The organism is Pseudomonadales bacterium, from assembly GCA_013215025.1.
In the GTDB taxonomy this organism is placed as follows: Bacteria; Pseudomonadota; Gammaproteobacteria; order Pseudomonadales; family DT-91; genus DT-91.
The window spans coordinates 1-10,649 of sequence record JABSRR010000028.1 but is presented as its reverse complement, the minus strand read 5'-3'; the positions used below and the strand labels follow the sequence as shown (position 1 = coordinate 10,649).

Sequence of the window (10,649 nt, the reverse complement as noted above, 5' to 3'; positions counted from 1 at the left end):
CGCTCACATCGTGCGTTTGCCATTGATTGGCATGAATTAAAAGATGCCTCTGTATGGCAGTTGGGCTGGCGCTAAAGCGCTTTAAGCTAACAGCGCTATTGTCTACTCTGGTTACTCTGCCTAACCTGGCTGCCAGATTTCAGTGGCTTGGTATGCCTCTGTATATTGATATTCACGCACCACAAGCTTGATTAAACAGCAGTCGGGCAATGCAAATAAGGGCGCCAGGGTTGGATTTTTTTGCAACAGTGCCTCACGCATCAGTGATAGCTGCTGCGTATCTGCATTCTCTATCACTGAAGCCTCAGCAATCGCCAACAAGGTAAAACCATCGATATGATCTTGTATCGAGCCGCTTCGATTGTCCCATAGCATTGACACTGAGGGCTGCAGCAATAAATTATCGACTTTTCGCGTGCTTCGTCGAGAGGCTAAATAAATTTCATCCAGTGCCGTGCTAAAAGCATAGGCCATCAAGTGCATCAGCGGTATGCCATGCGTCTTATCGGTGGTGGCCAGTACTGCCTGAACCTGCTGACTAAGCAGGCGGTTAATCGTATGCTGTAGCATTTTCGTCACTTNCCTGACGTAAGGCTAAAAAACGCCATAACGTCGCGCAAACTAAGGCATGATTAATTTCGCCGCTAAGCATAGCTGGGGCTAGCTCGGCAATCGGCATTAACACCACCTCTGTTTTTTCGGTCGCGCTATGATGATTGGTGTAAGCATCTGCAGCGGTCTCTGCTAATTCAGCCACAAAGCAATGCAAACGGTTATTGAAAATTGCAGGGTTCGGCGATAACACGCCAAATGCTCGCACATTGCTCACCTGATAGCCGGTTTCTTCCATGCATTCTCGACAGGCCGCCTGCATGGCCTGCTCATTCGCATCAACCATGCCGCCAGGAATCTCCAAACTAATTGACTGATCACCATGCCGATATTGTTTAATCATCACCACTTCTTGTTGTGCTGTGATAGGCACAATATTCACCCAGTCAACACTGTCTAGATAAACAAAATCGTGTGCTTTATCAGTATAGGGCGATTGATCTCTAGCCTCACAAAAACTCATAATGCGTGAATCGGCTAAACGCTTCGATGACAATCTTGACCATGCTTTGATCACTGTCATAGTTTCCTCATAAACTTTAATCATTGGCTAGGCGTATATTCGTAATTAGCTGCTATTTAGCTCACTTATCACTCCGTAAAACTTTATCTAGAGGCATTACAATCTATGGCGCCCATTTCTGCAGCTGATTGGCAGCATGCTTTGATCGAACACGTTGACGCCGATGAATTACTCTATTGGCATGCTGATCAGCGCATTTTATCGGTATTCGACGATAGTCGCTTCGATCGCTCAGATATCGACATTTTATCACCAGCTATGCGTCAACACGTGATTGCCAGCCTTAAAACGCTCGACTGCCAGCTAGTGCGTGGTAATCAATTAGTTGCGCCGCACGGCATTTCACTGTGGATGCCAAAGCCTTCTGTACTGGCGTCGTCGCCCTTTGATGCTACGCGCTATCAGCGCCGGGCGAGTGACGATATTTACATTCTTACGCCCACCCAGGCTGCTGCCTACCAGCTTGAACACTGTCAGCTAGACATCGCGGTTAAAGCAATTGCCGACATGATGCCGGAGCAGCCCTGTAACCTTCGCAAACTCGAAGACTTTATCACCCAGGATTCTGCACGCCAACGCTATTTAGCCGCAATGCCCTACTTACGTAATTGTTTGCGTGAAGCGCAGGAGCAACCGCATATGCGGTTTAAACGTCATAAGCGTCGTTTGCTGTAAAATTGGCTATATCAGCAAGTTTTCCAAACATTTCCTCGATTTTACTGCTAATTAGCTACTTAAAGGCTTGATTGATCAAAGTTTTTTAGCTAATAATGATCTTGCATGGACTGACTTTCAGAAGGAGATATTGATATGTCTGACGCCGCTCAAGCAAAACGCAATGTTCAAATTGTGTATATACTTCAAGCTGTTTCATTTTTAGTTGGCATTACTTTTATTGTTGGCTTTATTTGGAATATCCTCAAAAAAGATGAAGCCAAAGGCACCTTTGCCGAATCACATATGTCGTGGCAAATGAACACCTTTATTTATGCTGTGGTTGGAGCAATCGCGAGCTATATCATCGCGATGATTCTGCCCTCACTGGCTTATTTACTTTACGCTGCAGTGGGTATTGTGGTGATTATTCGCATTGTCAAAGGCTGGTTGGCGATGTCAAATGAGCAGTCAATTGAGCCACAGTTTGTTGTCATTTAAGGCTTAATGCTTTACTGCTATGACTTATCACGCTTGCGCTACCTAGGTAGCGCAATTGCTTCACACTGATTGCCTTCCCTCTTATTAGCTTTATTCGACTAGCAACATTCGACTAGCTACATAAACTACATCATTAAATTGCTTAGCTAATTAGCTACATCCGCCCAGCGACTATGTATTAGAGCTACTGTTCGTAAAACTTCGAGTTTCCGCACTTACAACCTTCCGCTTGCATACGCACGCCCTTTTCGAAACAAACGCTCTCTCTAAAAGCCTGGGATAATACTGTCGAGTTTTGCTCTTTGCTCTTTGCTCTTTGCTCTTTGCCCTTTGTCATTTGTCTTGCGCTTTACTGTTGCGTTGAGCTTACGCGGCGGGTTCAGACTTGCCTAATTCATAGGGTGAGAATAAGTCACCGCTGCCGGCACCACAGGCAATGATGGTACGCATAGCATCTTCGATAGCGATTTCTGGGCACAAGGTGACCTGTTCTGCGGCCACATGATAAATATTGCCCGATGTTGGATTTGGCCCAGTGGGCATAAATACAGTAAAACCGCCGCCAGCATGTTTGCTAGTCACAATCGCCGTGACCCGCGTTGGGTTATCACAACCAAATAGCTGCACTACTGCAACCTCACCATTTGCAAAGGGTGACTGTGAGGCATCACCGAAAAATTGACCCACAATGTCTTTGACCAATTTATAACCCGGGGCTAAGCGAGCTAAGCGGGCGTCAAATCGTTGGTGAAACCAGGCGCCGCCTTTGGTTGTCACCAACCAGCCTACCGCAAAACAGCTAAGAATCATTGCCACCAATACAATCGCGTCGCCAATGAGCTCTGGAAAACCTAAGGTTTTCACCACTAAATTGGTAAACGGCTGAATCAAATTTGTGACAAAATTAAACAGCCAGCGTACGCCCATCGCTAGGATAGCAACTGGCAAAATAATGACTAAACCACCTAACAGCGTTTGCTTTACAAACGAATCACGTTTTTCTCGCTGCATATTTTAAATCCTGTCAAAAACTGCAATATCGCATAGCTGATGATGAAAAAAAAGTCATGCCAGCGATCTTTGCTTGTGCTTTTATTACCCCACTATATACTGGTTATATATACAGTACTAAACCGTAGTAATTATGAAAATAAGCCTTATTGATGGCGACATTAGCGCAACCAGCCTAACCCTGCCTTTATTTGCTAGCCGCGTGGCTGCAGGCTTTCCAAGCCCTGCTGATGACTATGTTGAAGAGCGTATCGACCTTAACCGGCATATTGTCAAGCGGCCTGCGGCGACCTTTTTTGCACGAGCTAATGGTGATTCGATGATTCGTAAAGGTATTTTTAATGGTGACTTGCTGGTCATTGATCGCTCTTGTACGCCTGTACATGGCTCAGTCGTGGTTGCCGCGCTAAACGGCGAGATGGTCTGTAAACTGCTCGATCTGCAGCAGCGCTGCCTAGTATCGGCCAATCAACGCTATGCCCCGATTCCCATTAATGACGCAATGGACTGCGTGATTGAGGGCGTTGTAACACACTGCATCCGATACCTGCATGTTCGCACTGGTTGACTGCAACAGTTTTTACGCCAGCTGCGAGCAGATTTTTCGACCCGACTTACGGCATCGCCCAGTCGTGGTATTAAGCAATAACGACGGCTGCATTGTGGCGCGCAATGCCGCCGCAAAGGCGCTGAACATACCTGATCTACAGGCCTACTTTATGCTAAAGCCGCTATTAGAGCAGCATCGCGTTGCCGTGTTTAGCAGCAATTACGCACTCTATGCCGATATTTCACAACGGGTGGTCGATACCTTATCGCGCTTTAGCTCAGAACTTGAAGTCTATTCGATAGATGAATCGTTTCTATCATTAAAACAAATAGGTATACCGCTACCGGACTATGGTCAACAGATAAAGCATACGGTGTGGCGCGATGTGAGAATGCCGGTATGTGTCGGTATCGGCCCGAGTAAAACTTTAGCAAAGTTAGCGAATCATATTGCCAAAAAATCACAACGCTTACACGGCGTTTGCATGCTGGACCAGCCAGCACAGTGGCATGCCGTATTTAAAAAATTACCGGTCAGTAAAGTATGGGGGGTTGGCCACCGACTGGCCAAACGTTTAGCCATGTTTGATATACACACGGTGTACGACTTACAGGCAGCTAACGCCAAACATATCCGCAAACATTTTAGTGTTAACCTTGCCCGCACGATCGCCGAGCTCAATGGCGAGGCCTGTCTAAGTCTTGAAAACCAACCGAGCCCAAAGCAGCAAATTTATTCGACTCGCTCATTTGGGCAGCGGGTTTATACACTGGAGGGTTTATTGCAAGCGGTCAGCCTATATGCCACGCGTGCAGCAGGCAAGCTGCGTCAGCAGCACAGTTTAGTGAAAACTATCACCGCCTTTGTGCAAACCTCGCGCTTTGACACAGAGCCCTACCGCAACAGTGCCACCGTTGTACTGCCCTACGCCAGTAACGATACGCGGCATATTATTGCCGCCAGTCAGCAGGCCGTGAGATCAATCTTTCGTCCTGGTCACGCCTATGCCAAAGCTGGAGTGGGCTTAATTGAACTGATCGACGAACAGCCCAGCCAGTTAAATTTTTTTCAGCAATATCAAACTGAGCGTTCGCGCCAGCTGATGCAAACGCTAGATCAGCTAAATCGCCAACAAGCCCAGGTGTTTTTTGCCAGTAGCGGTATCGATCCAGATTGGCAAATGCAGCGACAGTTCAAATCGCCAGCCTATACCACCAAACTTGACGAGCTGCCGCTGATTCACACCCGTTAGGCTAGCGTAAGGCTAAACATCAGCTTGGCAGTGTGGACAGCAATACAGTCGCCGCCCATTCAGCTCTAAACGCTGAATCTCCGTGCCGCAGACATAGCAAGGAAGGCCATCACGGCTAAAGACATAAAAGCGACGGCGCTCACGCGGCCCAGCTTCACGCTTCAGCCGTTTAGCCAAGTTAGGCGCAAGCGTAATGCCTCGAGTAGCATAGCTACGTTGACTCACCGTTAGCGTTGCACGGGCCAGCTGACCTACTTGCGCACGTGAGAGTTGAGAAGGCTTAAGCTTTGGCTGCAACTGAGCAATAAACAAAATCTCTGAACGCAAGTAATTACCAATCCCAGCTAAAAAGTGCTGATCTAAATACAGGCTGGCTAGCTCACGCCGACGAAATCTGGCTGACTGTAATAAGGCAGCAATATCGCGCCAGTGCAGCGAAGGGTTTAAAATATCGGGACCCACGCGCGCTAGAAATGGGTGCATCGCAAGCTCTGCAGTGGGCCATACGCTGATATCAGAAGCGCTATATAAAATCGCTGAGTGGCTATCCGTTTGTAATAACAATCGCAGTGAACGAGAGCTGGCCGGCAAAGCATGGCCCTTCACAACTTTCCAAACGCCGTATAGTTGATTATGCGAATATATGCTGTAGCCATGCTCAAAATGCGTTAGCAAGGCTTTACCTCGGGTTTCCAGGGCAATAATACGCTCGCCGCTAAGCAGCTCATCATAATGCGCGAGCTTTGGCAGACCGAACGACACAGTGACCGGCTTATCTTGCAGAACTGCCTGCAGCTTATCTGCCGCTAGACGAATCTCAGGCCCTTCAGGCATTGCGCTTCCATCCTATTAAAAACAGTTCCTTAGATACGCAACAAATAAAACGTGGCGTTTTAATCGATAAAATAAACTTTTCGACAGACAAAAAATTACGCTCAAGCCATAGCAAAACTGACAAACTTGACTAGGCTTTAGATCTAAAGCGAAAAGAAAGGGGGAGCCATCATGAGCATGCTATATTCAAGTCTTGCTATAGCCGTTTTAAGCGTGACAGCGCTCTGTTTAATCGCCATTATATTTGAACGCCGGGCGATAAAGCGCTTAGCTAAACTGGATCGTCAGCTGCTAAAAACCTGAGACCAAGTTGCCTGACAGATACTTAGCTTGGCAATAGCCAAGCTTGATCTATAGGCTGAAATTCATCAGCCACCTCAATCAAACTTGCAGCGGTTAGCTGAGGCACACCAAATACTTGCGTCTGCACCTGATAATCACGCTTGATACGCGCTAATAATAGGTCAAAATCACCATCGCCAGATAGCAAAATCACCTTATCAACGGCAGGCGCAGCCGTCATCACATCCAACGTGATACCGACATCCCAATCACCCTTTGCTGAGCCATCGCGGCGCTGTATAAAGGGCTTTAACTTAAGCTCAAAGCCAATATGCTTTAATGCTTGCTGAAACTTAAACTGTTTATCATCACCACGATGAATGGCATAAGCGGTAGCCATCACAATATCACCCTGACTTTCTATCTGCTGCCAAAAATAGCGATAATTAAATGCCCGCCCATACTGATCACGCGTGGTGTAATAAATATTTTGCACATCAACAAAAATTGCAAGCTTGCACATACGCTACTCTCGAGAGATCTCTACAACTCATTTTTCAAGCTTAAAAGATTTAAGGGTTTAAAGATAGAATCACTGTTAACAGAGACTAAAAGGATAGATGTTCAAAAAAAACAGTACCTTAAAAGCTATATTTCTGGTAAAAAATAAACTAAATTCTACTAAAGTTAAGCGATAGAGAATAGCCGTTGCATAAATTGGCATCATTAACTCGCTGCCTTAGCACACGCTAAAGAGACTGATAAACAGCAACAAAACTGATACAGGCACATCGATATGATGAGTTTATTATTTCTACTCTTTTTCATTGCCGCTATCACCGCGATCAATGGTGCGCACAAGCCTGCATTAAGCCTAGGCATTATTACCCTCATACTCTGTGCATATTGGCTCAGTTATCACGCAAGCGATAGCTTAACTATCTTACTGTAGGGGGCTTGTTAAATGCCGGATTTTTTTCGTCAACTAAACGCATTAGGTCTGTTAGCCGTCTCAGCTATCATGGGCTATGCCATTTACGATCAGCTTGTAGCCAATGAGCTGCCCTGCCCTTTATGCCTCATTCAACGACTGGGGTTCTCAGCGGTGATGCTAGCATTAATGCTAAACAGCTTACATGGCCCAAAGCCTGTCTATTATGGCTTCGCCTCCTTATCTGCAGTGTTTGGTGGCGCAGCTGCACTGAGGCAGGTCAGTTTGCATGTTATCCCTGGCACACCTGGCTATGGTGAACCGCTTTGGGGCATGCATTTTTACACCTGGGCTTTTGTCTGCTTTGTCATCATGATTATTGGTTTCAGCGTTATCAGCAGTTTTGCAGCACAATATAAAACAGAGTTCATGCCGCGCTATGCTGGATTCAAAAAACAACCTTGGCTGATCAAGCTTAGCTGCCTCGTTGCTGTATGCATCTTACTAGCTAACACCTTACTAACGTTTGCCGAGTGCGGGCCGCAGGTATGCCCTGATGACCCCGTCGAATATTGGCTATTTAGCTGAAGCTGAATAAAAATAAGGCACTAGCCATGCTCAGTATCAATTGAAGTCTGCTCTAAGCCAAGAATACGCTTCGAATAATGCGCTAGCTTTTCTGCTGCAACCGGGTCTTCAGCCCAGGGCTTCATTCGATGCAATTTTGATTTTACATAATAACCGCCGTGGGTGGAGATATCTGCCGTTGTAACATAGAGCGAAGTGGCGGCACCCTCACTTGCGGTCAAAAAAAACGGCCTCAGCAAACCTTTTATAATCGGCTCATACCACTGGCCAGACCCACCAAGCCCTGACTGCACTGCGCCGGGGTGCAACGCGTTAATTAATACATGCTGCGGATTCACATCTGGCAGTAAGGACATCATCATAAGCAGATTTGCTAACTTTGAGCGACCGTATTCACGCAGCGGTTTAAACGACTGCTGTGCATTTAAGTCATCAAAATTCATGCCTTTACAAAATAAGGCATGCGCTTCAGAGGCAACAATGACCAAGCGAGATGGCTGATCAGCCTGCTGGCCGGTGTCGATCAGCTTGGGCAGCAACAGCATAGTTAACAAATAGTGGCCTAAATGATTAACCGCAAACATCTGTTCGAGCTCTTCCCCGTTTATCGTGCACACATGTCTTGAGGTATGCATGACACCGGCATTATTGATGAGGCGGTGCAGTGGGATATTCAATGCTAAAAATTCAGCAACTGCGGCTTTGATGCTATTTACCTCAGCCAAATCTGCTATATAAACGGTTACCGGGATATTGCTCAGCGCATCCAGTTCAGAACGCAAAGACTCTGCCAAATCAGGATTGCGACATAATAAAAACAGCCGGTGGCCTTGTTGAGCCAGCGCAATGGCGGTTGCCCGACCAATGCCATTAGTCGCACCGGTGATAAAGATATTTAACATGCTGCAGTCCTATTGCTTTTATTTTCAATAACTGCAGTAAAGCACGCGCCAACCCAATATGCGCTAAAAATAATATGACGATTTGCTTAGATACTAGCCTTGCTAGAAACTCTGTCTGGCCAGACTATTTAACTATCTTTTTATTTAAACTATTTGGCAAAATCATCTAGCCGAAAAAAACAGCTTCATGATGTGAGCCCTTTCCATGCAAGTCTATGGTGCCTGATAGGCATCCATCAGCCGCTGCAACAAAGCTTGCCCCTGCGACTTCAGCGAATTCAAAAAATCATCCACAGCAGCTTCAACTTCTTTTGAAGCATCCGTTGCGGTGACTTGCATCTGCTGTTGAATATCGTCTAGGCATGCCTGCATATCGTAGTCAGTTTGAGCGCCAGAAAACACATCTAGGATGGCCTGCAGCTCTTGTTGTTGCTCACAATAATCCTGCGCTTCCATACCTAAAACAATGACGGGCACCAGTGCTGAATCAAGCGAGGGTACAAAGGTTGCTGAGGTCGCGGCGGTCACGCGAGTAACCACGCGTTTGGCCTGCCTTGCTTTGATCGATGCCTTGTGTTCACTGATAACTTGTTCAGCCTGCAAAAGCCTCTGCTGCGATAGTTCAAGCGCCGTTAATTGCTCACTGTCAATTAAGGATAAGCCCTGGCGCTCTAGCAGCATATTTTTACCGAAAAAAAGTGCCGCAAGCGTTAAGACGCTGCCGAGTATAAAGCTGATAATGACTGATTTATATTGCATCTAAGATCACCTTGATAACATGTGTGATTAATTATTAGCCTATCCACTGCTTGAAAGCCACTGATTAATAGCGGCACCGATATCTTGAATCTGGGCCAAACACACCTCGTGCCCCATTGAATAATGCTGCAAACTGCCAGTAAGTCCTAGCGCTTGTAGTTGACCTAACGCGTCTTCGGCAAGCTGCGGCTGCACCATCGTATCTGCATCGCCATGATAAAGCCTAATCGGTAAATCATGCTGACTGGGATGGAGCGATACAAGGTCTGCAGTGGCAAAATAGCTGGATAAAATTAGCAGTCCAGCGAGAGGCTGTTCAAAGCTTAAGGCGGTTTGATAACAGACTGCACCGCCTTGAGAAAAGCCCGCTAAAATAATGCGTTTGCTGCTGATGCCTGCGGCCATTTGTTCTAAAATTATCGCCCTAATCGATGCAGCCGAGGCTAAAATCTGCGCCTCATCAATGGTTCGGTTGAGATCAATCGCTAAGATGTCATACCACGCGGGCATCACCATGCCGCCATTGATCGTCACAGGAATTGTCGGTGCATGCGGAAATATGAACCGCACCGCAAGATGCTCAGCAAGGCCAAGATGAGGTACCACGGGCACAAAATCATGTCCACTTGCGCCAAGACCATGTAGCCATATGATTACAGCGTCGGCGTCAGATGTGGGTTCTATAAGCTCACAGGATAATGCAGTCATAGCCAGCCCTCAAAACCACAAGCGTATAAGAAAAGACTAGCTGCTGCAAAGAATCAGGGCCATTGGCGAGAAAAATTGTGATCGAGATCGGGCTTGCTTTACCCTGCTTTACCCTGCGTTACCCTACTTTGCCGACACAGTAATGCTTGAGCATAAGAAAGCATAAAAGCTGAGCACAAAAAAGGCAGACATAACTGCCTCAAACTATTGATTTAACAACGTCGAGCAACGGCTACCGCAAGCGCTGAGCCATGCTCAACCATGAACAGCCACAGCTGTAGAATAGGCCCAGCTTGCGGCTCAGCCCTGTTGGCAGCGTCTTCCCTATGCGCTGCCTCATCATGCATAAAGCTTTGCAAGACAGCGGCAACCTCCGGCCATTGAGAGTGCGCCTGTAAAGTAGCAATTTGCTGTTGATAGTGCTGAACGACAAAGCGTTCAACGACATCAATGCTGGCAAACACTGCATTGGGGCCGGCTAATGCAGAAATAAACCCTAAGCACCAACCCGCTAGCCGCCATAAGATAATAAATACACTTTT

16 protein-coding genes are annotated in these 10,649 nt (G+C 46.7%); 7 read left to right on the top strand and 9 right to left on the bottom strand.

The window, feature by feature from the left end; genetic code table 11:
- A partial coding sequence (locus HRU21_03735) for a TIGR02450 family Trp-rich protein (protein NRA41402.1) occupies nucleotides 1-75 on the top strand: 75 nt, incomplete at its 5' end.
- A 45-nt stretch (nucleotides 76-120) separates the two neighbouring features.
- Here the strand turns inward: HRU21_03735 and HRU21_03730 are convergent.
- Both HRU21_03730 and HRU21_03725 read right to left on the bottom strand, forming a co-directional pair.
- Nucleotides 121-570 carry a pyridoxamine 5'-phosphate oxidase family protein gene (locus tag HRU21_03730; protein NRA41401.1) on the bottom strand — a complete coding sequence of 150 codons (450 nt, stop codon included), beginning with the start codon at nucleotides 568-570 and terminating at the stop codon, nucleotides 121-123.
- Complete coding sequence (locus tag HRU21_03725) at nucleotides 551-1,135, bottom strand: NUDIX hydrolase (GenBank protein NRA41400.1); 585 nt, start codon at nucleotides 1,133-1,135, stop codon at nucleotides 551-553. The genes HRU21_03730 and HRU21_03725 overlap by 20 nt, the downstream gene beginning before the upstream one ends.
- Before the next feature lie 105 nt (nucleotides 1,136-1,240).
- Between HRU21_03725 and HRU21_03720 the strand changes: the two genes are divergently transcribed.
- Nucleotides 1,241-1,810 (top strand): hypothetical protein, encoded by a 570-nt coding sequence (locus tag HRU21_03720; protein ID NRA41399.1) that lies wholly within the window; start codon nucleotides 1,241-1,243, stop codon nucleotides 1,808-1,810.
- A gap of 135 nt (nucleotides 1,811-1,945) precedes the next feature.
- Entirely contained in the window at nucleotides 1,946-2,290 is a 345-nt protein-coding gene (locus HRU21_03715) for a hypothetical protein (protein ID NRA41398.1), read from the top strand.
- Nucleotides 2,291-2,656: 366 nt separating this feature from the next.
- Here HRU21_03715 and HRU21_03710 read toward each other — a convergent pair whose 3' ends face one another.
- Nucleotides 2,657-3,301 (bottom strand): DUF502 domain-containing protein, encoded by a 645-nt coding sequence (locus HRU21_03710; protein ID NRA41397.1) that lies wholly within the window; start codon nucleotides 3,299-3,301, stop codon nucleotides 2,657-2,659.
- A gap of 133 nt (nucleotides 3,302-3,434) precedes the next feature.
- On the opposite strand from HRU21_03710, the gene umuD reads away from it, so the two are divergent.
- Nucleotides 3,435-3,869 carry a translesion error-prone DNA polymerase V autoproteolytic subunit gene (gene umuD / locus HRU21_03705; protein ID NRA41396.1) on the top strand — a complete coding sequence of 145 codons (435 nt, stop codon included), beginning with the start codon at nucleotides 3,435-3,437 and terminating at the stop codon, nucleotides 3,867-3,869.
- A complete protein-coding gene (locus HRU21_03700; GenBank protein NRA41395.1) occupies nucleotides 3,853-5,103 on the top strand; it encodes a Y-family DNA polymerase in 1,251 nt (416 codons plus the stop codon). Before umuD ends, HRU21_03700 begins: the two co-directional genes overlap by 17 nt.
- 12 nt (nucleotides 5,104-5,115) lie before the next feature.
- Here HRU21_03700 and nei read toward each other — a convergent pair whose 3' ends face one another.
- Both nei and HRU21_03690 read right to left on the bottom strand, forming a co-directional pair.
- Nucleotides 5,116-5,937 (bottom strand): endonuclease VIII, encoded by an 822-nt coding sequence (nei, locus tag HRU21_03695; GenBank protein NRA41394.1) that lies wholly within the window; start codon nucleotides 5,935-5,937, stop codon nucleotides 5,116-5,118.
- Between the two features lie 325 nt (nucleotides 5,938-6,262).
- Complete coding sequence (locus HRU21_03690) at nucleotides 6,263-6,742, bottom strand: NYN domain-containing protein (GenBank protein ID NRA41393.1); 480 nt, start codon at nucleotides 6,740-6,742, stop codon at nucleotides 6,263-6,265.
- A 273-nt stretch (nucleotides 6,743-7,015) separates the two neighbouring features.
- On the opposite strand from HRU21_03690, the gene HRU21_03685 reads away from it, so the two are divergent.
- Both HRU21_03685 and HRU21_03680 read left to right on the top strand, forming a co-directional pair.
- The gene (locus HRU21_03685) at nucleotides 7,016-7,171 is read left to right on the top strand and encodes a hypothetical protein (protein NRA41392.1); all 156 of its coding nucleotides are present in this window, start codon (nucleotides 7,016-7,018) and stop codon (nucleotides 7,169-7,171) included.
- Nucleotides 7,172-7,183: 12 nt separating this feature from the next.
- Nucleotides 7,184-7,738, top strand: coding sequence for a disulfide bond formation protein B (locus tag HRU21_03680; protein ID NRA41391.1), 555 nt, complete (start codon nucleotides 7,184-7,186; stop codon nucleotides 7,736-7,738).
- 20 nt (nucleotides 7,739-7,758) lie between these two features.
- Here HRU21_03680 and HRU21_03675 read toward each other — a convergent pair whose 3' ends face one another.
- From HRU21_03675 to HRU21_03660, 4 genes are all read right to left on the bottom strand, one after another.
- The gene (locus tag HRU21_03675; GenBank protein ID NRA41390.1) at nucleotides 7,759-8,640 is read right to left on the bottom strand and encodes an SDR family NAD(P)-dependent oxidoreductase; all 882 of its coding nucleotides are present in this window, start codon (nucleotides 8,638-8,640) and stop codon (nucleotides 7,759-7,761) included.
- A gap of 213 nt (nucleotides 8,641-8,853) precedes the next feature.
- A complete protein-coding gene (locus HRU21_03670) occupies nucleotides 8,854-9,399 on the bottom strand; it encodes a hypothetical protein (protein ID NRA41389.1) in 546 nt (181 codons plus the stop codon).
- 39 nt (nucleotides 9,400-9,438) lie between these two features.
- A complete protein-coding gene (locus tag HRU21_03665) occupies nucleotides 9,439-10,107 on the bottom strand; it encodes a carboxylesterase (protein NRA41388.1) in 669 nt (222 codons plus the stop codon).
- A gap of 212 nt (nucleotides 10,108-10,319) precedes the next feature.
- A partial coding sequence (locus tag HRU21_03660) for a demethoxyubiquinone hydroxylase family protein (GenBank protein ID NRA41387.1) occupies nucleotides 10,320-10,649 on the bottom strand: 330 nt, incomplete at its 5' end.